22 protein-coding genes and 1 tRNA gene are annotated in these 23,316 nt (G+C 69.7%); 12 read left to right on the plus strand and 11 right to left on the minus strand.

Going from position 1 to position 23,316, the window contains the following annotated elements; translation table 11 throughout:
* Positions 1-151: 151 nt before the first annotated feature.
* The 4 genes from mshC to ACIOJD_RS30075 all read right to left on the minus strand — a co-directional run bounded on the left by mshC (position 152) and on the right by ACIOJD_RS30075 (position 3,869).
* Complete coding sequence (gene mshC, locus ACIOJD_RS30060; RefSeq protein ID WP_401919194.1) at positions 152-1,381, minus strand: cysteine--1-D-myo-inosityl 2-amino-2-deoxy-alpha-D-glucopyranoside ligase; 1,230 nt, start codon at positions 1,379-1,381, stop codon at positions 152-154.
* Between the two features lie 217 nt (positions 1,382-1,598).
* Positions 1,599-2,516, minus strand: a complete 918-nt coding sequence (locus ACIOJD_RS30065; protein ID WP_401919195.1) for an SCO1664 family protein — start codon at positions 2,514-2,516, stop codon at positions 1,599-1,601.
* Positions 2,480-3,070, minus strand: a complete 591-nt coding sequence (locus ACIOJD_RS30070; protein WP_401919196.1) for a DUF3090 domain-containing protein — start codon at positions 3,068-3,070, stop codon at positions 2,480-2,482. Before ACIOJD_RS30070 ends, ACIOJD_RS30065 begins: the two co-directional genes overlap by 37 nt.
* 112 nt (positions 3,071-3,182) lie before the next feature.
* Positions 3,183-3,869, minus strand: coding sequence for a histidine phosphatase family protein (locus tag ACIOJD_RS30075; protein ID WP_401919197.1), 687 nt, complete (start codon positions 3,867-3,869; stop codon positions 3,183-3,185).
* Between the two features lie 185 nt (positions 3,870-4,054).
* Here ACIOJD_RS30075 and ACIOJD_RS30080 point away from each other — a divergent pair, with 185 nt between their 5' ends.
* Positions 4,055-5,080 (plus strand): magnesium and cobalt transport protein CorA, encoded by a 1,026-nt coding sequence (locus tag ACIOJD_RS30080; RefSeq protein ID WP_401919199.1) that lies wholly within the window; start codon positions 4,055-4,057, stop codon positions 5,078-5,080.
* A gap of 141 nt (positions 5,081-5,221) precedes the next feature.
* On the opposite strand, the gene ACIOJD_RS30085 is transcribed toward ACIOJD_RS30080, so the two are convergent.
* Both ACIOJD_RS30085 and ACIOJD_RS30090 read right to left on the minus strand, forming a co-directional pair.
* Positions 5,222-6,007, minus strand: a complete 786-nt coding sequence (locus ACIOJD_RS30085; protein WP_401919200.1) for a ferritin-like domain-containing protein — start codon at positions 6,005-6,007, stop codon at positions 5,222-5,224.
* Positions 6,008-6,325: 318 nt separating this feature from the next.
* Positions 6,326-7,378 carry an LLM class F420-dependent oxidoreductase gene (locus tag ACIOJD_RS30090; protein WP_401919202.1) on the minus strand — a complete coding sequence of 351 codons (1,053 nt, stop codon included), beginning with the start codon at positions 7,376-7,378 and terminating at the stop codon, positions 6,326-6,328.
* Positions 7,379-7,508: 130 nt separating this feature from the next.
* Here ACIOJD_RS30090 and ACIOJD_RS30095 point away from each other — a divergent pair, with 130 nt between their 5' ends.
* The gene (locus tag ACIOJD_RS30095) at positions 7,509-8,492 is read left to right on the plus strand and encodes an aldo/keto reductase (RefSeq protein ID WP_401919204.1); all 984 of its coding nucleotides are present in this window, start codon (positions 7,509-7,511) and stop codon (positions 8,490-8,492) included.
* 44 nt (positions 8,493-8,536) lie between these two features.
* A complete protein-coding gene (locus ACIOJD_RS30100) occupies positions 8,537-10,813 on the plus strand; it encodes a helix-hairpin-helix domain-containing protein (RefSeq protein WP_401919399.1) in 2,277 nt (758 codons plus the stop codon).
* A gap of 91 nt (positions 10,814-10,904) precedes the next feature.
* On the opposite strand, the gene ACIOJD_RS30105 is transcribed toward ACIOJD_RS30100, so the two are convergent.
* Entirely contained in the window at positions 10,905-11,555 is a 651-nt protein-coding gene (locus ACIOJD_RS30105; RefSeq protein ID WP_401919205.1) for a hypothetical protein, read from the minus strand.
* A 47-nt stretch (positions 11,556-11,602) separates the two neighbouring features.
* Here ACIOJD_RS30105 and ACIOJD_RS30110 point away from each other — a divergent pair, with 47 nt between their 5' ends.
* Positions 11,603-11,791, plus strand: coding sequence for a DUF5703 family protein (locus tag ACIOJD_RS30110; protein ID WP_030354641.1), 189 nt, complete (start codon positions 11,603-11,605; stop codon positions 11,789-11,791).
* A gap of 115 nt (positions 11,792-11,906) precedes the next feature.
* Here ACIOJD_RS30110 and ACIOJD_RS30115 read toward each other — a convergent pair whose 3' ends face one another.
* From ACIOJD_RS30115 to ACIOJD_RS30125, 3 genes are all read right to left on the minus strand, one after another.
* A complete protein-coding gene (locus ACIOJD_RS30115) occupies positions 11,907-12,752 on the minus strand; it encodes a chaplin family protein (protein WP_401919206.1) in 846 nt (281 codons plus the stop codon).
* A 139-nt stretch (positions 12,753-12,891) separates the two neighbouring features.
* On the minus strand, positions 12,892-13,125 hold the full coding sequence (gene chpH, locus ACIOJD_RS30120) for a chaplin ChpH (protein WP_401919207.1): 234 nt from the start codon (positions 13,123-13,125) through the stop codon (positions 12,892-12,894).
* Between the two features lie 152 nt (positions 13,126-13,277).
* Positions 13,278-14,603, minus strand: a complete 1,326-nt coding sequence (locus tag ACIOJD_RS30125) for a M20/M25/M40 family metallo-hydrolase (RefSeq protein ID WP_401919208.1) — start codon at positions 14,601-14,603, stop codon at positions 13,278-13,280.
* 210 nt (positions 14,604-14,813) lie between these two features.
* On the opposite strand from ACIOJD_RS30125, the gene ACIOJD_RS30130 reads away from it, so the two are divergent.
* A tRNA-Leu gene (locus ACIOJD_RS30130) sits at positions 14,814-14,898 on the plus strand.
* A gap of 353 nt (positions 14,899-15,251) precedes the next feature.
* Here the strand turns inward: ACIOJD_RS30130 and ACIOJD_RS30135 are convergent.
* Positions 15,252-15,497, minus strand: coding sequence for a hypothetical protein (locus ACIOJD_RS30135; protein ID WP_401919210.1), 246 nt, complete (start codon positions 15,495-15,497; stop codon positions 15,252-15,254).
* 162 nt (positions 15,498-15,659) lie between these two features.
* Here ACIOJD_RS30135 and ACIOJD_RS30140 point away from each other — a divergent pair, with 162 nt between their 5' ends.
* The 7 genes from ACIOJD_RS30140 to ACIOJD_RS30170 all read left to right on the plus strand — a co-directional run bounded on the left by ACIOJD_RS30140 (position 15,660) and on the right by ACIOJD_RS30170 (position 23,280).
* A complete protein-coding gene (locus ACIOJD_RS30140; protein WP_401919211.1) occupies positions 15,660-16,502 on the plus strand; it encodes a class I SAM-dependent methyltransferase in 843 nt (280 codons plus the stop codon).
* Between the two features lie 570 nt (positions 16,503-17,072).
* Positions 17,073-17,543 (plus strand): NUDIX hydrolase, encoded by a 471-nt coding sequence (locus ACIOJD_RS30145; RefSeq protein ID WP_401919213.1) that lies wholly within the window; start codon positions 17,073-17,075, stop codon positions 17,541-17,543.
* A 90-nt stretch (positions 17,544-17,633) separates the two neighbouring features.
* Complete coding sequence (locus ACIOJD_RS30150) at positions 17,634-18,656, plus strand: Gfo/Idh/MocA family protein (RefSeq protein WP_401919214.1); 1,023 nt, start codon at positions 17,634-17,636, stop codon at positions 18,654-18,656.
* A gap of 99 nt (positions 18,657-18,755) precedes the next feature.
* Positions 18,756-20,045, plus strand: a complete 1,290-nt coding sequence (locus ACIOJD_RS30155; protein ID WP_401919216.1) for a DegT/DnrJ/EryC1/StrS family aminotransferase — start codon at positions 18,756-18,758, stop codon at positions 20,043-20,045.
* On the plus strand, positions 20,042-20,761 hold the full coding sequence (locus tag ACIOJD_RS30160; RefSeq protein WP_401919217.1) for a methyltransferase: 720 nt from the start codon (positions 20,042-20,044) through the stop codon (positions 20,759-20,761). The genes ACIOJD_RS30155 and ACIOJD_RS30160 overlap by 4 nt, the downstream gene beginning before the upstream one ends.
* 79 nt (positions 20,762-20,840) lie before the next feature.
* Complete coding sequence (gene hisN / locus ACIOJD_RS30165; RefSeq protein ID WP_401919218.1) at positions 20,841-21,662, plus strand: histidinol-phosphatase; 822 nt, start codon at positions 20,841-20,843, stop codon at positions 21,660-21,662.
* A 52-nt stretch (positions 21,663-21,714) separates the two neighbouring features.
* Positions 21,715-23,280, plus strand: coding sequence for a carbamoyltransferase C-terminal domain-containing protein (locus tag ACIOJD_RS30170; protein WP_401919219.1), 1,566 nt, complete (start codon positions 21,715-21,717; stop codon positions 23,278-23,280).
* Positions 23,281-23,316 lie beyond the last annotated feature (36 nt).

Genomic DNA, 23,316 nt, shown 5'->3' on the forward strand with positions numbered 1-23,316 from the left:
GGGGTGTCGGGGGGGGGGGGCGGTGCGCCCCGGCGGTGTGCGTTTCCACCCCCGCCCGGCCGGGGCCCCCCCCCCCCCCCCCCCCCGGGGGGCCCCCCCCCCCCGGGGGGGGGGGGGGGCCCACGACACGGGCACGACATTCATGCGCTTCCTACAGCGCGACACCCAGCAGCGCGTCGACCGCACGGGAGACGACGCCGGGCGCCCCCTCGTCCGTACCGCCGGTGGAGCCCTGAAGCGCGGCCCAGCGGTCGACGGCCGCGAGCGCCGTCGGCGCGTCCAGGTCGTCGGCCAGTGCCTCGCGGATGTCCTCGACCAGCGCCTCGGCCGACGGGCCGTCGGGCCGCGACACCGCCGCACGCCATCGGGCCAGCCGCTCCACGGCGTCCTGGAGCACCTGGTCCGTCCACTCCCAGTCGGAGCGGTAGTGGCGCGCGAGGAGGGCGAGACGGATCGCGGCCGGGTCCACGCCGTCGCGGCGCAGCGTCGACACGAAGACGAGATTGCCCTTGGACTTGGACATCTTCTCGCCGTCGAGACCGACCATGCCGGCGTGTACGTAGGCCTTGGCGAACGGGTGCTCCCCCGTCAGCGCCTGGGCGTGCGAGGCGCCCATCTCGTGGTGCGGGAAGGCCAGATCGCTGCCGCCGCCCTGGACGTCGAAGCCCATGCCGAGGTGGTCGAGGGCGATGGCCACGCACTCGATGTGCCAGCCGGGCCTGCCACGGCCCAGAGTGCCCCCGTCCCAGCTCGGCTCGCCCGGACGGGCGGCCAGCCACAGGATCGGGTCGAGCGGGTTCTTCTTGCCGGGTCGGTCGGGGTCACCGCCGCGCTCCGCAGAGAGCAACCGCATGGCCTCCGTGTCCAGACGGGAGACCTCGCCGAAGTGCGGATCGGCCGCCACGGAGAAGTAGACGTCGCCTTCGAGGTCGTACGCGGCTCCGGCCTCGCGCAGCCGCTCCACCAGCGGCACGATGCCCGGTATCGACTCGACGGCACCGATGTAGTGCCGGGGCGGCAGCATCCGCAGGGCGGTCATGTCCTCCCGGAAGAGCGCCGTCTCGCGCTCCGCGAGCCCGGTCCAGTCCTCTCCGTCGCGCTGTGCCCGTTCCAGCAGCGGATCGTCGACATCGGTCACGTTCTGGACGTAGTGAACCTGCCGCTTCGTGTCGAGCCACACGCGCTGAACCAGGTCGAACGCGTTGTAGGTCGCCGCGTGACCCAAGTGGGTCGCGTCGTACGGAGTGATGCCGCAGACGTAGATACGGGCGACGGGACCAGGCTCGAGGGTGACTCGGCCATCGGTCGAGGTGTCGTGAATCCTGAGGTCGCGGCCCTTGCCAGGCAGGGCGGGGACCTCGGAAGCGGGCCAGGCATGCATGTCATGAGCGTAACCGGATGCCGCTTCCGGATAACAACCGGATGCGCGTTCCTGGCCGGTTGGGCCCTCTTGCGCGAGCGGCCGGGAGCTGCTTGCGGCCCCGGGAAGGCCGGGCTCCGGGACGCGCACCAGCGGCCGGGAGGAGCCATGCCGGTGGCGGGGAGAGGCTCGCACCCGGGCCTCGGCGGCGGGGCTCACACCGGAAGCCCGGCGCTCCTCACACCGGTGGCCAGGGGATGGCCGGCCACTGGCCCGAGGGCTGCGGGTGGCGACCCGTACGCCGCAACTCACGGACCCGGGAGCGTACGGCGTCGGTCTCGGCCGCCGTGATGAGTTCGGCCAGCCGGGTGGCGAGCGGCGCCGACCGGGCCAGACCGTCCTCCAGCCGGGCGAGCACCTCCAGCACCTCGGCGGTCAGGGGCTCGCCCGCCCAGCCCCAGAGCAGGGTGCGCAGCTTGTCGTCCACGTTGAAGGTGACGCCGTGGTCGATGGCGTACAGCCGTCCCTCGGGCGCGGGCAGCAGATGGCCGCCCTTGCGGTCACCGTTGTTGATCACCGCGTCGAGGACGGCGAGCCGCCGAAGCCGTTCGTCGTCGGCGTGCACCAGAAGGGCCGTCCGCCCCTCACCGACCTCGGCGAAACCGATCGCCTTCCAGCCCTCGCCCGGCTCCTCGTCCTCGACCAGGGCGAGCAGGCGGCCCGTTCCCGAGGCATCGTCCTCTTCGGGCTCCGCCTCGATCCACAGCTGGCACATGCCCTCGCCGTAGGGGCCCTCCCGCAGGACGGTCGGCGGCACCAGGGCCCAGCCGGTCGCCTCGGAGACCTCGTAGGCGGCCACCTCGCGCTGCGCGAGCGTCCCGTCGGGGAAGTCCCACAGGGGCTGCTCCCCCGCGACGGGCTTGTAGACGCAGTGCGCCTCCCGGCCCTCGTAGGAGACCGCGCAGTAGAGCGCCGCGTTGGACGCGCCGGTGATACGGCCGAGGACGGTCAGCTCACCCTTGGTGAGCAGGTCGATCACGCTCACGCCGTCCGGGGACTTCGCGCTCTCCGGTACGGAAGGGACCGCACGCTCCGACGGAGTCGCGCTCTCCGGCGAGGTCACGCGTCGCGGCGGTATCCGTTCTGGCGCGGGCATACGTGTCCTTCCGGGTCGAGCGGCAGGCTGCACAGCGGGCACGGCGGCCTGCCCGCGTTGACCACGTCGAGCGCGCGCTTGGCGAAGGCCCTGGCCTGGGTTCCGGTCAGACGTACGCGGAGCATCGGCGGACCGTTCTCCTCGTCCTGGAGCAACCGCTCCTCGGCCTCGGCCAGGTCCTCGTCGGTGTCGGCGTCCAGCTCGACCAGGGCCTGTGCCTCGACGATCATGCGCTGCTCGTCACCGTCCCAGGCCAGCGCCATCGTGCCGACCCTGAACTCCTCCTCGACGGGCGCGTCGAGCGGGGCGGAGTCGGAGATCTCGGAGGGCGCCATGGCCGGTACGGGGGCATTACCGCCGGTACGGCGTACGACTTCGTCGAGCAGTTCATCGATCCGCTCGGCGAGCGCTGCCACCTGGGTCTTCTCCAGGGCGACGCTGGTGACGCGCCCCGAGGCGGAAGCCTGTAGGAAGAACGTACGGCGCCCAGGCAGCCCGACCGTACCGGCCACGAAGCGGTCCGGAGGGTCGTAGAGAAACACCTGACGGGACACGTCCTGTCTCCCTTGGAAATCGGCGGACACGGAATGGGGCGTACCGGGAACCGGGGCCGGGCAGGACCCCTGGATCACTCGGACGGCGCGTCCACCCTACTGCGCGGAGCGATCACGGTGCTCCCGCGCCGCCCCCTACAACACCGCTGCCCCCGCTGGTGTTCTCGCGCGGCGCGAGTCCGCCGAGATCGCCCGTGTCGCCGAGTCGTAGCAGAAACGGACGCAACCGGGTGTACCGGACGGCCGTCACCGAGCACGGGTCCACATGGATCCGCTGAAAAAGATCGAGATGCATCCCGAGGGCGTCGGCCACGAGCGCCTTGATGATGTCCCCGTGCGAGCACATCAGGAAGACGGCGTCCTCGCCGTGCTCCTCCTCGACGCGCGCGTTCCACTCCCGTACGGCGTCCACGGCACGCGCCTGCATGGCGCGCATCGACTCGCCGCCGGGGAAGGCGGCGGCGGAGGGATGCTGCTGGACGACCGTCATCAGCGGCTCGTCGGCCAGTTCGGCGAGTTTGCGGCCCGACCAGTCGCCGTAGTGGCACTCGCCGATCCGCTCGTCGGTCCGCACCTCCAGCCCCGGCCGGGCGTCCAGCAGCGGCTGGAGGGTCTCCCGGCAGCGCTGGAGCGGGCTGGTGACGACGGCGGCGAGCGGCACGCCGGCCAGCCGTCCGGGCAGCGCGGCCGCCTGGGCGGCGCCGCGCTCGTCAAGGGCGACGCCCGGGGTCCAGCCCGCGAGCAGGCCCGCCGTGTTGGCGGTGGACCGTCCATGACGTACGAGGATCAACGTGGCCATGCCCGCCAGGGTAGGCCCTGTCCGGCGTACCGGTCCTCGGTCGGGTCGCCGGGGACGTGCGGCCTCCCGTCAACCGCTCCGGGCCGGCCGGCGGTCCGGCCGCCGGTCAGCGCCCGCAAGCGGCTCGGAGGCTGGTACTCCGGTTCAACCGCCAGATGTGCGTACGACGCCCCGGAACGGGAAGAATGCCCGCCGTGATCGTGGACTGCGCAATTTATCGTGACGGACGCCGCACCGACGGGCCCGCCGATTTCTCCGACGCCCTGGACGAGGCCCGTGCCGAGGGGGACGCGTTCCTGTGGATCGGGCTGCACGAGCCGACCGAGAAGGAGTTCGGTCTGGTGAGCAGCGAGTTCGGGCTGCATCCGCTGGCCGTGGAGGACGCGCTCACCGCCCATCAGCGGCCCAAGCTGGAGATCTACGACGACTCGCTGTTCGTGGTCCTCAAACCGGTGGAGTACGAGCCCGAGAGCGACACCGTCTCCACCGGTGAGCTGATGGTCTTCATAGGCGATTCCTTCGTGGTGACGGTCCGGCACGGCGAGGGCGCCCCGCTCGCCGCCGTACGGCAGCGGCTCGAATCGGAGCCCGAGGTGCTCAAGCACGGCCCCACCGCGGTGTTGTACGCCGTCAGCGACGAGATCGTGGACCACTACATCGAGGTGGCCGGGGAACTCCAGGTCGACCTGGAGGAGTTGGAGGCGGAGGTCTTCGCACCGAGCGGGGACGACAACGGGGCACCGTCGTCCCGCTTCTCGGCGACCGCGAAACCGACCGCGGAGCTGATCTACAACTTCAAGCGGCAGGTGCTGGAGTTCCGCCGCGCCAGCGTGCCGCTGGCGGCGCCGATGGCCCGGCTGGCGGGCGCGGGCGTGCCGTTCGTCCATGATCACTCGCAGCCGTTCTTCCGGGACGTCAACGACCACCTGCTGCACGCCAACGAGCAGGTGGAGGGGCTGGACCGGCTGCTCTCCGACATCCTCGCGGCGCACCTCGCGCAGATGGGGGTGCGGCAGAACGACGACATGCGGAAGATCTCGGCGTGGGCGGCCATGGCCGCCGTTCCCACGCTGGTCGCGGGGATCTACGGGATGAACTTCGTGCACATGCCGGAGCTCGGGTATGTGTGGGCGTATCCCGCGGTGCTGGGGTTCATGGTGACCGCGGTCTTCGGACTGCACCGGATGTTCAAGCGGCGGGGCTGGCTCTGAGCGCGACGGAGGCGGAGCCGGCTCTCAGCGCGCCCGAGGCGGAGCGAGCTCTCAGCGCGCCCGAGGCGGGGCGGGCGGAAGCCGGAGTCCGGGGCCGGTGCGCGGCGGCCGGGGCGGTGGACCGGGGCCGGAGCGGCCGGGTCAGAGAGCCGGGACCGGGGTGGCCGGGCCGCCGAGGGCGTCGCGTCGCTCCGGCATCGTCAGGCTGACCATCCGGCGCCAGCCGGCCAGCCGTTCGTACCCGTACACACCATGGATCCCCGCCGCGAGCGCCGCCGCCTTGGGCGCGGGCCAGCCCAGGAGCCGCCCCATCCGCTCCATCACCGCCAGGCTCACCTGGCGGTAGATCTGGATCTCCGCGAGGGCACAGAGCCGCAGGGTGCGCTGGATCAGCGGGCCGTGCCCCTCGCGGGCCAGCCGCAGAAGTTCCTCGTGGCAGTAGGCGAGATGGTTGTCCTCGTCCTGGCTGATGATCTTGACGGCGTTGCCGACCTCGGGGTTCTCGCCGAAGTACCTGACCAGCATCACCATCTGGTCGGCGGCCCGCTGTTCGGTGATCCGGCTGTGCGCGAGATAGACGAGGATGTCCTCCTCGCCGAGCGGTTCGTCACGGCGCAGCTTCGTATGGGTGAGCCCGATGCCCCGGCGTTCCAGCAGCATGGTGTAGTCGGTCTCCCACGGGACCGGTACGGGTTCGAGGCCGCGCTTCTTGAGGAGGGCGGTGAAAATCCGCCCGTGCTTGTCCTCGTCCGCGCCGTGCCGGGTGATCTTCGGGGCGAGGTGCCGCATGCTCTCCGGCACCAGGGCGGCGATACGGCCGTTCTCCCAGCCGCCCTGCGCCTCGCCGCTGGCCGCGATGGAGCAGAAGAGCCGGAAGGACCGATCGTCGTCCAGGATTTCCTGGAACAGGCTTCGAGCCGAGAGCATCACTGCCACCTCCATACAGACATCCGCAGAAACCGAGTCAAATGGGGTGCGGGATGACGGGCAACAGGTGCGCCGTTCGACTGAGCCGAAAGACTGAGCCGAACGAAGGACCACGAAGGCGGCTCCGGCGTTCCGGGCCCTGCCCAGCCGGTCTTCGCCGGGCCCGGAACGCCGCGGTGACTTCGGCCGCCGGGCGCGTTGCCGTACGTGAGGGCCGTGGCGGGGTCGGCCCCGAGCCCCACCACGGCCGCGGACTGCTCTCCCGTACGCGCGGCTACGGCCATCGCCCATTCGGGGGCGCGGGGCCGACCCCCCGGGCTACGACACCAGTCCGGCGCGCTCCAGGGCCTCCGTACCGGCGCGCAGCGCGGCGATCCGGTCCTCGAGCGTGGACCCGGCCGGCGCGAGGGTCAGCGTGGTGACGCCCGCGGCGGCGTACGCGCGCATCCGGTCGGCGATGCGCTCCACCGGACCGAGCAGCGTCGTCGAGTCGATCAGCTCGTGCGGTACGGCCGCCGCGGCGCCCTCCTTGTCGCCGGAGAGGTACTTGTCCTGGATCTCGGCGGCCTCCTTCTCGTACCCCATGCGCTGTGCGAGCTGGTTGTAGAAGTTCTGCTTGCGGCTGCCCATACCGCCCACGTAGAGGGCGGTGTACGGGCGGAAGAAATCGGCGAGGACGTTGACGTCGTCGCCGAGGGCGATCGGCACGGTGGGGCACACGTCGAAGCCCTCCATGGTCAGGCCGGCCTTCTCTCGGCCCGCGCGCAGATGCTTGATCGCCGTGTCCTCCAGGTGTTCCGCGGAGGGGAAGATCAGCAGCGCGCCGTCGGCGATCTCGCCGGTCTGTTCCAGGTTCTTGGGCCCGATCGCGGCGATGTAGAGCGGGATGCGCTCGCGCTCCGGGTGCACGGTGAGCTTCAGCGGCTTGCCGGGGCCGCCGGGCAGCGGCAGCGTCCAGTGCTCGCCCTCGTACGACAGCCGCTCCCGTGTCATGGCCCTGCGGACGATCTCGACGTACTCCCGGGTGCGGGCGAGGGGCTTGTCGAACTTCACGCCGTACCACCCCTCGGAGACCTGGGGGCCCGAGACGCCGAGTCCGAGCCGGAACCGGCCGCCGGAGAGCGAGTCGAGAGTGGCCGCCGTCATGGCGGTCATCGAGGGCTGACGGGCCGGGATCTGAAGGATCGCCGAGCCGATGTCGATGCTCTCCGTCTGCGCCGCGACCCAGCTCAGCACGGTCGGGGCGTCGGATCCGTACGCCTCGGCCACCCAGCAGACGTCATAGCCGAGCCGGTCGGCCTCCTGCGCGACCGCGAGGTTGTCGCTGTCCATCCCCGCGCCCCAGTACCCGAGGTTGATGCCGAGCCGCATAACCACTCCCCTTACCGATGAGTAACGTCCCTGTGCCGGGCGACTCTAGCGCGCGACGCGGGCATCCGTCAGGGGCGGGTTGTCCACAGGTTCTCTCCGCGTGGGGCCATGGCCAGTAATCTCAGCAGCCATGGAGCAGAGGCATCTCGGCCGTACCGGCCTGCGTGTGTCCCGAATCGGACTCGGCACCCTGACCTGGGGTCGGGACACCGACGAGCATGACGCCGCCGACCAGTTGAAGACATTCTGGGAGGTGGGCGGAACGCTGGTCGACACCGCGGATGTGTACGGCGGCGGCGAGGCCGAATATCTGCTCGGGCAGCTCGTCGAACGGCTCGTACCGCGCCGCGACCTGATCATCGCGACCAAGGCGGGCAGCGTGCCCGATCCGTACCGGCGCTTCGACGGGTCGCGCGGGCATCTCCTGGCGGCGCTCGACGCCTCGCTGGAGCGGCTCGGGACGGACTACGTGGATCTGTGGCAGATACACGCCTTCGACACCGGGACGCCGCTGGAGGAGACGCTCCACGCGCTGGACATCGCGGTCACCAGCGGCCGGGCCCGGTACGCGGGAGTGTCGAACTACTGCGGCTGGCAGCTGGCCAAGGCCGCCACCTGGCAATTGGCCGCACCCGGCATACGGACCCGGCTGGCCAGTACGCAGATGGAGTACTCACTGCTGCAACGCGGCGTGGAGCGCGAGGTGTTGCCGGCCGCGATCGACCTGGGGGTCGGGCTGCTGCCCTCGTCGCCGCTCGGCCGCGGGGTGCTCACCGGCAAGTACCGGCACACCACGCCCTCGGACTCACGCGGTGCGTCGGACCATATGGCGCCGTTCGTCGAGCCCTACCTCGACGAGGCGGCGAGCCGGATCGTGGACGCGGTCGCGACGGCCGCGGAGGGGCTCGCCACGACGCCTCTCGAGGTGGCGCTCGCCTGGGTCAGGGACCGCCCGGGGGTGGTGGCGCCGATCATCGGCGCGCGCACGGCGCACCAGCTCACGGCCGCTTTGTCAGTGGAGAGCCTTAGTCTTCCTGACGAGATCTGCCAGGCGCTCGACGACGTGTCGGCGCCCGTGCACCGCTACCCCGACCAGGACTGGAGCACGCTGTGAGTACGGACCGCGACACCGCCGCCGCCATGGAGGAGGCCGAGCCGATGGCCGACACGGGCCGGCACCCCGCGGACCCGGCGTCGGAGCCCGAGTCCGAGCTCAGGGGCGAGGGGGATGCCGACATGTCCGCCCCGGCCGCGGAGGCGGGGACCGCCGAGGCGGCCGAGGAGGCGGAGGCGGCAGAGAAGGCCGACGCGGCGGAAGCCGCGGGCGCCGGTGGGACAGCCACCCCTGAAGTGTCCGACGCCGAGGCCGAGATGGCCGCGCAGCGGGAGTTGCGGGAGCGGATCGAGCAGCGGAAGGCGGAGAGGGCCGGGCCGATCGCCGCCGGTGCCAAGCTGAGCGGTCAGGCCGCCGATCTCCTGGCGGCCGTCCGGGCCGTGGAGAGCGGCGCACCGGTGGACCCGGCCCTGGTGCGCCCGCCCAGGCCGGCCGCACCCGCCTCCGCGCCCGCCGTCCCGGACCGGGCACAGGCACCCGCGCAGGCTGCTCAGCGCCAGGCCGCCTCGGCGCCCTCGTCGGCCCCTCGTAGCGCCCCGCCGGGGGCCGTGTCCGCCGTGCGGGCCGTGCTCGCCGAGGGCGGCGCACCGGAGGCACTGGCGGGGCAGGTCACGGGCGTGCTCGGGGAGCAGGCCGCGGGCGCGCTGCGCGAGGACCCGTGGCAGTTGCTCGCCGTGCCCGGTGTGCGGCCCGAGCAGGCCGACGGATTCGCACGGGCGCTGCTCGGGGCGGAGTGCGGCCCCGGCGACGAACGCAGGGTCGCCGCGCTCGTCGGATGGCTGCTGGAGCGTGCCGCCCTCCAGGGCCACACCGCGCTGGAGGCGGCGTCGGTGCGTGCCGCGCTGGCCGGGCACGGGGTGCCCGATCCGGACGAGGCGGTGCGGCACGCCGTCGCGGAGGGCGCCGTGCTCGTCTTCCAGGACGGCCCGGAAGAGGGCGCGGAGGGGACGGAGGACGCGGCGGAGAGCGAGGCGGCACAGGCCCCGGAGCCCGGCGAGGACGCGGACGGGACGTCGGCGGCCCCGGTGCTGCTGGGGCTCGACCGCTACGCCCTCGCCGAGGAGAGCCTGGCCGACGGACTCGCGCGGCTGGTCAAGACCGGCCCCGAGGCGTCCTGGGAGGAGGCCGCGCAGGCGGCCGCCTCGCCCTCTTCCGCCGAGCTGATCCGCGCCGCCGCCGGCCATGGGCTCGTCCTGCACACGGGCGGCGAGGCCGCGCGCGCGGAGCCGCTCGCCCTGGCCGAGGCCGCCCGTACGCTCGGGATCCGCGCGGTCGTCGCGGCCCACAGCGAGAACGGTCGCGCCCGTTCGGCGTCGCGTGACGGCGCGGCATCGGACACGGTCACCGTGGCCGGGCTGCTCGCCGGTACGGAGGGCCCCGGGCGGGACGCGGACGGCATGTTCGCGCTCGATCTCCTCGTCGTGCTGGACGCGCCGCAGCTGGACGTGGAGACGGCGGCGATGATCGTGGAGTCGCTGCCGGACAGCGGCCGACTGGTGCTCAGCGGTGACCCGGGGGTGCTGTGGTCGGCGGGCGCGGGCCGGGTCTTCGCCGACCTGCTGGCCGCCCGGGTGTGCCCGCGGATCGTTTCCCGTACGCCCGATCCGGGACCGATCGGCGAGCTGGTCTCCGGGATCGGCATCGGCGAGCTGAACCAGGTGGAGGCACCCGGCCGGGAAGTCGTGATCGTTCCGGTGCGGGACGCGGGCGAGGCGGTGCACCGCACGGTGCAGTTGGTCGCGGACTCGGTGCCGCGCGCCTTCGGGACGACCGCCGGACAGACACAGGTGATCACCGTGGGCCATGGCGGCTCGGCCGGCACCCGCGCGCTCAACGCGGCGCTCAAGGAGAGGCTCAATCCGGGCCCCGGCCGGTTCGGCGGTTTCGACCCCGGGGACAGGATCGCCTACGCCCCGTCGCCCGGCCGGACGCTCCAGGGCTCGGTGGTCTCCGCGGACGCCGACGGGCTGCGGCTGGACTGCGAGGGAGCGCCGGTCGTCGTGCCGAGGGACCGGGTCGAGTCGGCCGTGCGCCACGGCTGGGCACTCACCGCGCACCAGGCCGCGGGGATGCGGTGGCCGGCGGCGGTGGTGGTGCTCCCCGGCGACGCCGCCCAGGGGCTGAGCCGCCCCTGGGTCCATACGGCCTTCAGCCGGGGCGACCGGCACCTGTCCGTGGTCCACGGCGTCGACCAGGCGCTTCCCCACGCGGTGGCCCAGATCCCGTCCCAGGAGCGCACGACCCGGCTGCGCGCCCTCGTGGAAGGCCTACTGGCCCCGGACGGCGACCCACAGCTCCCCGGCCGGATGACCCCTGGGTGACCGGCGCGGCCGCCCGTACGGAGCCCCGTACGGGCCGGGTACGAGTCCGGGACCGGACTCGTACCCGGAAGGCGGGACGGGCGGCCGACGGTCAGGCGTCCTGCTCCTCCAGGTCGTCCAGGTCCCCGTCGAGATCGTCCTCGTCGAAGACCGCGCTGACGTCGAAGCGGCACACCACCTGCTGGGGGTCGGCCTGGTCGAAGGGGGCGCTCAGCCACTCCCCCGGTTCGGGGAGGTCGTCCGCCGCCGCGACCCAGAGGGTGGAGTCGCCCTCTTCGAGCCCGAACTCCTTGTGCCTGGAGGCGATCTCGTCCGGTTCGTACTCCCCGAAGAGCACTCCCAGGGCCGCGTGCACACTGCTGCCGACCACGGCACCGGTCGCGGTGTCCCGGTCCACGTCGGCGATGCGCTGTGCCTGTGCGAGCAGCCGCTGCGGTTCCACGACCGCGTAGTCGCGCCGGATCAGCACACTGAGGGCGTTCGGCTCCTCGGGACCGTTGTACGGCGGCAGTGAGTCGTCCGGGTCCGGGATTTCGAAGGGGGTGACCTCGTCGTACCGGTTGTAGAGCCGCTCGTCGTAGACCTCGGCCGCGACGGCGAGGGCGTTGAACGCTTCGGAGACAGCCGGGTCGTCCTCACCCGTGCGGAGTTCGACCGCCGCGAGGTGGCGGTCCAGGGCTACCTTGACCGCCTCGGCGGCAGCGCGTACCTCGGCAGCGGTGGGCTGCGCAGCATCAGACATAGTGCAGACGCTATCCGTACCGGGGCTCTGCCCGCACAATAGATGCGATGCCGGAATACGAATTTGTCGATGTGTACGTGCCACGCGGGGTTTCCCGCAAGGAAGCGGCGCGTCTGCTGACCGACCACGCCGAGTACGGACACTGGGAACTGGACCGCCTGAGCCTGCACCGGGACGGCAGCCGCAGGGTGCGACTGCGCCGTCGCATCATCCGTCAGGTACGCGCCACCTGGTGATTACGGCGGGCCGGTGAATACGGCGGAACGGGCCCCGCTGCTGCGAGGCCCGCCCCTGTCCGTACGCTCCGGACCTGTCCGTGTGGTCCGGCCGGCCCGTCCCGTGTGTCTCCGACTACGCGGCGGAGCGGGCGCGGCGGTAGAGGATGCTGCCCGCGAGCAGCATCCCGGCACCCACCGGGATCGCGGTACCGAGCGAGCCGGCACCGGTCTGAGCGAGTTCCTCGGTGCCCTTGGGGCTCGCGACGTTCTGCGCCTCATGAGCATTCGGAGCGGGCGGGATCGCCCGGTCGGACGGGGGACCCGGCTTGTGCGCCTCACCGGGCTTGACCGGCTTACCGGGTGTGCCCGGTACACCGGGCTCTCCGGGATGACCGGGCTGCCCCGGATTGCCGGGCTGCTGCGGCTTGCCCGGCGGGGTGCCGGGGGACCCGTTCTCGCAGCCGTTGCCGAAGGCCGGGTTGAGCAGGCCCACGACGTCGATGCTGTTCCCGCAGACGTTCACGGGCACGTCGACCGGGACCTCGACCACATTGCCCGAGCCGACACCGGGTGAGTCGTGGGCGCTGCCCCCGGCGTGGGATCCGCCGGACGGCGCGGTGTGCGAGTCGCCGCCGTAACCACCGCCGTCGGTGGCGCCACCGCCGTAACCGCCGTGCGCTCCACCACCCGGAGGTGTGGAGTGCGCACCGCCGCCGTGCCCGGGGCGTGCCGTGCCCGACGCGTTGGCGCACTTGTTGCCGAACGTCGGATTGAGTACTCCGACCACATCGATGGTGTTCCCGCACACATTGACCGGGGCGTGCACCGGCACCTGGACGTTGTTCCCGGACAGTACGCCCGGAGAATTCGCCGCGGTGGCAGTCGCTCCCGAGTCCGCGTGCGCGTAACCACCGCTGAGCGCGAGCACGCCGCCCGCGGCCGCCACGGTGATCAGGCCTTTGCGCGTGACCTGTCTCATAGCTTCGATCCCTGCCTTCTGCCTTTCCGGACTGCCCACGGACTTCGGTGCCGGGGACAGGATGCCCAGCGGCCCCGGAGTGCATGGCGCGCACTCCGGGGCCGGCCGGGCTCAGACCCTCGCGGGCCGAGCTCCAACGTCAGCTGTTGACGCAGGTGTTGCCGAAGGCGGGGTTCAGCAGCCCGACCACGTTGATGGTGTTGCCGCACACGTTCACCGGGACGTGGACCGGAACCTGGACCACGTTGCCCGAGAGCACGCCGGGAGAACCGATGGCGGCACCCTGGGCACCCGCGTCGGCGACGGCCATGCCCGCACCCGCGAGCACCAGACCACCGGTGATAGCCGCAGCAGCGACGACCTTCTTGATCATTTTTCCTCCTTGTTGTCACACGCGGACCCAACCGCGGACCGCACATCTGTAACGAGGAGGGGCTGATGAGGCTACGAGCCTATGGTCGGATTCACCCTTCTCAGTCCGGTGCGTACAGGCAGTCGATTACGGGCGTCAGGAGGGTCGTCCGGTCAGCTGTGGTCGATGAGCCGGTCCAGTACACGTACACCGAACTTCAGGCCGTCCACCGGCACCCGCTCGTCCACGCCGTGGAACATTCCGGCGAAGTCCAGCTCCGGCGGCAGCTTCAGCGGCGCGAAACCGAAGCCGCGGATCCCGAGGTCGTCGAAGGACTTGGCGTCCGTGCCGCCCGAGAGCATGTACGGAACGGCCCGCGCGATCGGGTCCTCCGCCGAGAGCGCGGTCTGCATGGCGTCCACCAGCTTCCCGTCGAAGCTGGTCTCCAGAGCCTTGTCGCCGTGCACGTCCTCGCGCCTGACCCGCGGGCCGAGGATCCGGTCGAGGTCGGCCAGGAACTCCTCCTCGTGTCCGGGCAGGAAACGGCCGTCGACATGGGCGGTGGCCTGGCCGGGGATCACATTCACCTTGTAGCCGGCGCCGAGCATGGTGGGGGCGGCGGAGTTGCGCAGGGTGGCCCCGATCATCTTCGCGATGCCGCCGAGCTTGGCGAGCGTGGCCTCCATGTCCTCCGGGTCCAGCGGGGTGCCCAGCGCGTCGGACAGCTCGTCCAGGAAGGACCGTACGGTCTTGGTCACCCGTACCGGCCACTGGTGACGGCCGAGCCGGCCCACCGCCTCGCACAGCTCGGTGATGGCGTTGTCGTTGTTGGTCATCGAGCCGTGCCCGGCGGTGCCGTCGACGGTCAGACGCATCCAGTGCATGCCCTTCTGCGCCGTCTCGACCAGATACAGCCGCAGGTTCTCGTTGACGGTGAAGGAGAAGCCGCCGACCTCGCTGATCGCCTCCGTGACGCCCTCGAAGAGGCCGGGGTGGTTGTCGACGAGATACCGCGCGCCATAGGTGCCGCCCGCCTCCTCGTCGGCCAGGAAGGCCAGCACGATGTCGCGCGGGGGCTTGCGTCCGCTGCGCATCCGGTCGCGTACGACCGCGAGGGTCATCGCGTCCATGTCCTTCATGTCGACCGCGCCACGGCCCCAGACACAGCCGTCGGCGATCTCGCCCGAGAACGGGTGGTGCTGCCAGTCGTCGGCATTGGCAGGGACGACATCGGTATGGCCGTGGATGAGCAGAGCGGGCCTGGAGGGATCCTCGCCCTCGATCCGGGCGACGGTGGAGGCGCGGCCCTTGTGGGACTCGAAGATCTTCGGTTCGAGCCCCACCTCCGCGAGCTTCTCCGCGACGTACTCGGCGGCGAGCCGCTCCCCGGGGCCCGAGTGGTCGCCGTAGTTGCTGGTGTCGATCCGGATCAGGTCACGGCAGAGGTCGACGACCTCGTCCTGACCCGAGACGGCCCTGCCCGCGTTCGGTTCGCTCACAGTGCTCACTCCCACGGTCGTTGCTGGTGTTCCTTGCTGGGTGGTCCCGCACATACTCCCGCGATCCGCCCCCGCACCCCAAGGCCGGGCCCGCCTCCCGTACGGCATGTCATACGCCTGTCATACGGAACGGGGGGCGATCGGGCACCGGCGAATGTTTGCTATGGTTTTCCACGTCGGAACGGCCAAGGGCCACACGACAGACACCTGGTCCGGGTGGCGGAATGGCAGACGCGCTAGCTTGAGGTGCTAGTGCCCTTTATCGGGCGTGGGGGTTCAAGTCCCCCCTCGGACACCGCGGGTATTTCATACAGGTACCCAGGTTGGTTTCACAGAACTCCCAGCACGGACTCGTCCGGGCTGGGAGTTTTCTCGTGTTGGGGGATCCTGCTCGGTGAAGGCGTGACGACCAGCCCTGGGGATGGCCGTTTCTTGTTCGTCCCCAGGGTGTTCGTGGGGCGGTCGGTTTTCCTGGGGCCGCTGATGCCCGGTTTCAGGCGTGCGGAGGCACGGTGAGGCCAACTCGGGGGCGCGAGTGCGGGTTTGCGGAGTCTGGTGCGCAGCGGTTCGGCCGCGACTACGCCGACTTTGCGCCCTGGACGAACTACGCACGCTCGCAGGACAATCGTCGCTCGGTTCCCATCACCGTCAGACACCGACCGGATGGGTCTGTGGCAGCCGCCTCACGGACGTCATCGACTCCTTCGACACCCGCTCCGCGGCGAGCGCCACCAGAACCCAGGTGCACCGCGCGCCTTTGAAGGACGACCCCGTAGCGATGAAGGCGGTCAACGCGCGCTCTGTACGCGACACGACGTCCTTCTGGCCTTCGACGAGGTCGCCACCGGCTTCCGCGTCGCCTACGGAGGTGTGCGGCCCCTCATGCGGACGCATGGCGCGTATCTGCCGGAGCTTCACTCCTTCCCGCTCTCGGCCGTCCACACAGGCAGCAGGGGACATCGCGTTCGCGCGGGAAGCCGTTGACCGGTCATTCGGCGAAATGCGGCAGACGGACCTCTTCACCGCTGACACATTCCTCAAGCTCGGGAGATCTCGATGACCAACGACCCGTCCGTGCACCACAACGTCCCGTCCTCACTGGACGTCGGCCCGCTCCATGACGAGCAGACCGAGACCGCAGACGGCACGGCCGTCGACGGAAACATCCATCTCGGCTACTGGGACAGCGCCATGGACAACCGCTCCCTCAACCAGGCCACCGACCGGCTCACCGACCTCGTGGCGGGGCGGCTGGCCGCCGCACCCGGCCGGCGCCTGCTGGACGTCGGCTGCGGAACCGGACGGCCGGCCCTGCGCATCGCGCGGGCCACCGGCGCCCATGTGTCAGGAATCTCGGTCAGCAACGAGGACATCGACCTCGCCCGAACCCGGGCGGACGCCGCCGCGCTCGCCGACCGGGTGGACTTCCGGTACGCGGACGCCTGCGCACTGCCCTTCGAGGCCGCGTCCTTCGACGGTGCCTGGGCGATCGAGTCCATGATGCACATCAGCGACCGGACCGCCGCCCTCACCGAGATCGCCCGGACCCTGCGACCCGGTAGCCCGCTGGTCATCACCGATGTGCTGCTCCGGTCGCCGGTGACCGGGGATGCCGCGGAGTCGGTCCGCCAGACGTGCCGGGCGTTCCAGTCCCCCTCGTTTCCCGAACCGGCGGAACTCCGCACGGCCCTCGACCGCGCCGGTCTGGAGGTGGTGGACTTCAACGACATCGGAGAGCACGTCCGGCGCACCTACCAGGCGTTCGCCGATGCCTTCGCCGATGTCGTGCCCTCCGCCGACGACCCCCATTACGAGTTCTTCAACTCCACCCGCTCCCTCCCCCGGTTCGGTGCGCTCCCACAGGTCGGCTACGTCTTCCTGGTCGCCCGCCGCCTGTGAACGAAGGGCGCGGGTGCCCCTGCGTGTCCATGTGGCCGACGGGCAGCGCCACCGGGTCTCGATGAGTGGCAAATCTGGCCAACATGTTCCACCGTGAAATGTCCAACAGTGGCAGAAAAGAATGATCACTCGGGCGAAGCGCAATGAGGAAACGCCTCACCAGCCGAGTGGACGGACCGACACGATAGCGGCCCGCGGTTTGACTCAGACCGCCGGAGCGCCTACGCGCGACTGCATGCGCAAACCTTACCGGGTCGCTCTTTCATTATATTACTTAATGCCGTGTCAAGAAGAAATCGAGGCGTCCGAAGTCTTACGTGACCCCCTGCGCAGCACAGGGTTCCAGGTATTATTCAGGACGGAAAATCAGGCCCAGCGACAAGCGCGAGTCCGAAGAAAAATTCTTACTGCTCGAATTTTTCTTCGGACTGTTCGACTCCTTTTCTATTCTACACGGTACATGGCGCACGCGAATCTCATGTGCAGGTGAAACGAGGGAAGAATGGCCAGATCGTTCCGCGAAAGAAGGCGTGTGGCGGCAGGTGCGCCTGAGCCCGGTGAGAGGCCGACGTGACGGAGGCTGACGAACCCCGACTTGTGGTGGGCGCGCTGATCCGCGACCCGTACGACCGGATCTTCGTCCAGCGCCGTTCGGCCGACCGACGCCTCTTCCCCGGGTGCTGGGACGTCGTCGGCGGAGCAGTGGAGGAAGGGGAGTTCCTCCTGGATGCGCTCCACAGGGAGATCACGGAGGAGACCGGGTGGCGGCTGCGCCGCGTTCTTGCCCGGGTGGCGCACGAGGAGTGGGCGGCGGACGGACTGCGGCATGTCGAGTCGGACTACGTCGTCGAGGTGGACGGGGACCTCTCCTCGCCCCGACTCGAACGGGACAAGCACACCGAGTTCGCCTGGATCACGGCCGAGGAAATCTCGTTGCTCGATGAGAACTCACAGGGCGGAAGCACCTTTATCAAGGACGTTGTGACCGCAGCACACACCTGGCTCGCCGATTCTTCCGGGAATAACCGAAGAGTTCCCTGAATCCCCGGCGACCAAGAGTCCGATCGGATCTCCACGATCCTTTCCTGGCGCCCGCGTCATCCTCAGATCTTCTGCGAGGGGATATTCCGCATGTCCAGTGACAGGTCGAAGAACGTACGTCCCCGACCGCGAGTACTGGTGGTCGGATTTGCTGGGCATCAAGGAAAGGAGTATCTGCCGATCGTGCGGGAGAACGCAGATGTCGTCGGCGGTGTCGACCCCGCCCCGGCGGCCTCATCACTCGCCGACGCGTGCGGGTTCCCGCATTACGGCGTCCTCGGAGAGGCACTCGAAAGGATCGACTTCGACGTCGCCGTGGTCACCGTGCCGCACAGTGAGCACTTCCAGGTCTGTACGAAACTCCTGGCGCACGGCAGGCACGTCATCAAGGAAAAGCCGTTCGCCGTCACCGAGCGAGAAGCCCGGCAACTGATACACCTGGCGCAACGGGCCGACCGCAGCGTCTTCACTCTGCTGCAACGGAACTTCAACCCGGTTTTCCAGTTCGCCCAGGAGAACCTCGCCCGGATCGGGCAGCCCTACTGGTTCTCCTACGACTACCACTTGAACCTGGCCCATCCGACCACGGGTTGGCGCGCCTCCAGGGAGCAGGCGATGGGCGGTGTGCTCCTCGACATGGGCTACCACCTCATCGATGTACTCAGCGGAATGTTCCCCGCACCCGAACCCCCGCGGGTGCACTCCGCCTTCGTACACCGCTACCAGGAGATGCGGGATCGCCGGCTTGAGGATCTCGTCAGCCTCATGTGCAGCTATCCCTCGACGCGACTGGCGGGCTCGCTGCGCATCTCACGCCACAACTACGAGAAGGTCGAACACCTCTGTGTGCTCGGTACGCAGGGCGCATTGAACGTCGCCCCCGGGGTCGCCGTCCTGCATTCCATCGGAGGGCTGCCGTTGGAGAGCCTCACCTGGGAAGGTCCCAAGACCGAGGCGGTGCGTTCCATGATCGCTCACCATCTGGGCCAGCTGGACAACCGCTACTACCGGCAGGACCACCTCCAGCGTCAGCTCCTCTCCGTACGCACGATCGACGGGATCTACCGGGATCGGTTGCGCGAGCACGACGAACTCGCCGACCGGTGCGCCTGATCCCACCCTCCAAGGCCCGCGGAACGTATCGCTCAGCAGCGATGAGCAGGAGCCGGATCCGCACCGCCCAGGGCCCAACCGCGAAGGCAGGAAGGACACATGACCACCGCCGAGCAACTCGCCCTCCTCGGAGGCACACCCGTCATCGAACAGCCGCTGCCGCACGAAGTCTGGCCGCCCCCCGCCGGCGCGGCGGAGCTGTCGGAACTGGCCGAGCAACGGAACACCGACATCTCCATCAAGGGCAACAGCGGTCCCATCGGCCGGCTTGAGGCCGACTTCCTCGCCTTCCTGAACGGCGGAGCCCGCTTCGCGGTCACCTTCAACTCCGGTACCAGCGCCCTCTTCGCCGCCTACTTCGCACTCGGTGTGCGCGAAGGCGTGGACGTCGTGGGCCCGGCGCTCACCTACCATGCGGCGCTGAGTCCCGTTTTCGCGCTCCGCGGCGACGTGGTCCTGGCCGACATCGACCCTGACACCCGTGGTCTGGACCCGCGGGCACTTCAAGCCGCGCTCACCGAAAAGACCAAGGTGATCACGGTCGTCCACCAGTGGGGCCACCCCTGCGACATGGATGCGATCCTGCGGATCGCCGAGCGACACGGGCTGCGCGTTCTGGAGGACTGCTCCCACGCTCATGGCAGCCGCTACAAGGGCAAGCCCGTCGGCACCTTCGGCGACGCCGCGGTCTTCTCCCTCCAGGCCAACAAGGCCGTCTATGCGGGAGAGGGCGGCATCCTCGTCACGAACGACCCCCAGGTGCACGACCGCGCCACTCTCCTCGGGCACTACCGGGACCGCTCCCGGGACGCCGTCCTCGACGAGGACCTGCGTGCACACTGGGTCACCGGTTTCGGGCTGAAGCTGCGCATGTCGCCGTTCAACGCCATCGTCGCCCGGCACGCGCTCGCAGCATTCCCGGCACGCAAGGAGGCGCGGCACCGCTGCCTGCGCCACCTCGGCGGGCAACTCCGTGACGTGGCCTATCTGGAGCCGGTACACGTCGCCGACCACGTCGACATGGGCGCCTGGTACGGCTACAAACCGCTCTACCGGCCCGAGGCACTGGGCGGTGTCTCCCGCTCCGTCCTCATCGAGGCGCTGCGCGCCGAAGGCATGGAGGTCGGTGCCCCCTCCGGCCCGCGGCTGTCGGCCCTGCCGCTCTACGCCCGCCAGGAGAACCCCCTCTTCCCCGGTACGCCGAAGAAGGGCATCGCACCGGAGAGCGGCTCGCACGCGGAACACGTCGAGAAGCACGCGCTGTCCCTGCCCACCTTCACCAACTGGCCCGAGGACAAGACGCTCATCGACCAGTACGCCGAAGCCTTCCGCAAGATCGGTCGCAACCGCGAAGCGCTCGTGCGGTACGCCGTCGGCCCGACCCGATGACCCGCACCACCGGAGAGGCAGAGACGATGACCGTCAAGGAGTCCCCCGAGGCCGTGGCCCAAGTCCTCCAGCACGCCCTCGTGGGTGACGACCTGCCGGACTCCTTCACCCTGCTCGGGCGGGAATGGAGCCTGCACCGAGGCGTCTTCCCCAGCACCCTGAGCGCCGCGACCGAGGTGATGGCCTCGATCGTGCCCTATCCCGAGGGCGGCTCGTTCCTGGAGGTCGGCTGTGGCACAGGCGTCATCTCCGTGACCGCCGCACTCAACGGCTGCACATCCGTCACCGCGCTGGACATCAATGAAAAGGCAGTGGCCAACACGACCGCCAACGCCGAGCGGCACGGTGTGAGCGACCGGGTGCGCGTCCTCCACAGCGACATGTACAAGGCGCTCGAACCCACGGACCGCTTCGACGCCATCTTCTGGAACGTGCCCTGGACCTATGTGGAGGACGGCTTCTCGCTCTCCACCGATCTGCACTCCGCCGTCTTCGATCCGGGCTACCAGGGCCAGGCCCGGTATATCGCCGGCGCCCATCAGCACCTGGCCGACGGCGGAAGGCTGCTGCTGGGCACGGCCGACCTCGGGGACCGCGAACGGCTCGACGGCATCGCGGAGAAAGCCGGCATGCGGGTCGAACTGCTGCGCCGCGTGCGCCGGATCGAGGAAGTCCGGGTCATGGAGTACCACATGCTCGAACTGCGCGCGAAGTAGTCCGGCGGTCCGTGGCGCTCCGCCCGCACCGCCACGGGCCGAGCCCCCCAAACCTACGAGGTGTGCTGTGAGGCGCCCCATGTCACAACAGGACGATCTCGAACAGGACGATCTCGAACTGGCCCTGCGACTCGGCGATATCGCCGACGGCATCACCAGCCGTCGCTTCCAGGCCCTCGACCTGAGGATCCGGGAGAAGCCGGACCGTACGCCCGTGACCGACGCGGACATCGCCGTCGAGACGGCCGTACGCGAGGCACTGGAATCCGCCCGCCCCGACGACGGCTTCGCCGGGGAGGAGACGGGCGGCTCCGTCACAGCCGGGCGCGCCTGGATGGTCGACCCCATCGACGGCACCAAGAACTTCCTGCGCGGTGTACCGGTCTGGGCCACACTGATCGCCCTGCTGGAGGAGGGCAGGCCCACCGTCGGCGTGATCAGCGCTCCCGCCCTGCACAGCCGTTGGTGGGCGGCTGCCGAACAGGGTGCCTGGCTGCGGCGTGGGCCGGCCGACAGCGCCCCCCTGCTTCTGCGGGTCTCCGGCAACACCAGCCTCGCCACCGCCTACCTGTCCACCACCAGCACACGTACCTGGGATGTCTTCCACTCACGTGAGGCATATCTACGCCTGGCCGAAGAATGCTGGGAGGACCGTGCCTTCGGGGACTTCCTCCAGCACTGCATGGTCGCCGAAGGAACCCTCGACATCGCTGCCGAACCGGTCGTGAACCCATGGGACATCGCCGCCGTTCAAATCCTCGTGGCGGAGGCAGGCGGTGTCTGTACCGATCTCGCGGGAGCCTCGCCCCGAAATGGCACCGGCGCCCTGTCCGCCAACCCACAGTTGCACCAGCTCGCTCTGAAAGTCCTCTCGGCGGCAGCCGGTCCCGGCGCCGTCTGATCCCTGCATCCAACTGTCAGGTCGTCGGAAATTCGCAGAGAAACGGACCATCATGCTGATTCTTTCCCTCAAGGAAGGCCATGACGGAGCAATTGCGGCCGTCGAGGACGGGAAGCTGCTCTTCTCCCTGGAGGCGGAGAAGGACTCGTTCGTCCGCTACAGCGGTCTGACCGCCGAGGTGTTCGCCGTAGCGGCGGACCGACTGGACAAACAGCCGGACGTCATCGCCGTGAGCGGCTGGATCAAGGGGACTCAGGCCACCGATCAGCCCTCGCGTGCCGGCTACTTCGGTGTGGGCGAATCCGCGATTTCGGACGAGGCCGGCCGGTTCTTCGGGAAGGACGTGCGTGTCTTCTCCTCCACACACGAGCGCTCTCACATCATGACGTCCTACGGAATGTCAGCATTGCGTAGGGATCAGCCCTTCTACAGTCTGGTGTGGGAGGGGAACATCGGCTCGTTCTACCGCATCGACGAGCACGGGAAGGTGACTCATCTCCAGGAGGTGCTCAACTACCCGGGAAACAAGTACGCCTACGGCTTCGCGCTCGCCGACCCCAAGTACAGCTCGCACGAGGAATTCGTCCGTTTCCAGGACGCAGGCAAGCAGATGGCATTGGCCGGATTCGCCGAGAACCGATCGACGACCCGGGCGGAGCAGGAAGTCATCGACTTCGTACTCGGCCAGCGGGAGGTCATCACCGGCAGCCTGAAGGACCGGATGACCGATTCCCCCTACTACAACGTCGGCGTGGAATCGAACGCCTACAAGAACCTCGCCGCCCGCCTGTCGAACGCCATCTTCGACCGGTTCCACGCGTACGCCCGGGAGCATTTGACGGAGGGCTTCCCGCTCCTCATCTCAGGAGGCTGCGGGCTCAACTGCGAGTGGAATCGCCGTTGGCGCGAGTGCGGGCTCTTTCCCGCGGTCTTCGTCCCGCCGTGCCCCAACGACAGCGGCTCCGCGATCGGGACCGCCATCGACGCCCAGCACTTCTACACCGGGTCGGCCGGCCTGGACTGGGACGTCTACGCAGGTGGCGAATTCGTCGAGGACATGGAATTCGACCCGCAGCGCTACGAAATCCGCCCGCTGCACTACGGCGAGGTCGCCCGCCGTCTCCGCGACGGGAACATCATCGGCTGGGCGCAGGGCCGCTGGGAAATCGGCCCCCGCGCGCTCGGGAACCGATCGATCCTCGCCGCTCCCTTCACCGAAGAGACGACAGGCAGGCTCAACAAGATCAAGCAGCGCGAGGGCTACCGCCCCATCGCCCCGATCTGTCTGGAGCAGGACGCGGGCCGCTGGTTCGGCGGCGGGGTCCCCGATCCCTACATGCTGTACTTCAGCCAGGTCGAATCCGGCGAACTGCGGGCTGTGACACACGTCGACGGAACGGCTCGCACCCAGACCGTCGACCCGACGGCGAACCCGGAAATGGCCGAACTGCTCACTTCCTTCGGCGAATTGACCGGATTCAGCGTTCTTTGCAATACCTCGCTCAACTATTCGGGACGCGGGTTCATCAACCGCACCAGCGACCTGATCGCATACGGCGAACTCCACGGGCTGGATGGATATGCCGTCAATGGCAACTTCATTACCATGCGACGGTAATGCACCCACCGCAGTGGACCGGCCCCATGAGGCCGG

This window comes from Streptomyces sp. NPDC088116 (assembly GCF_044741745.1).
Classification (GTDB): domain Bacteria; phylum Actinomycetota; class Actinomycetes; order Streptomycetales; family Streptomycetaceae; genus Streptomyces.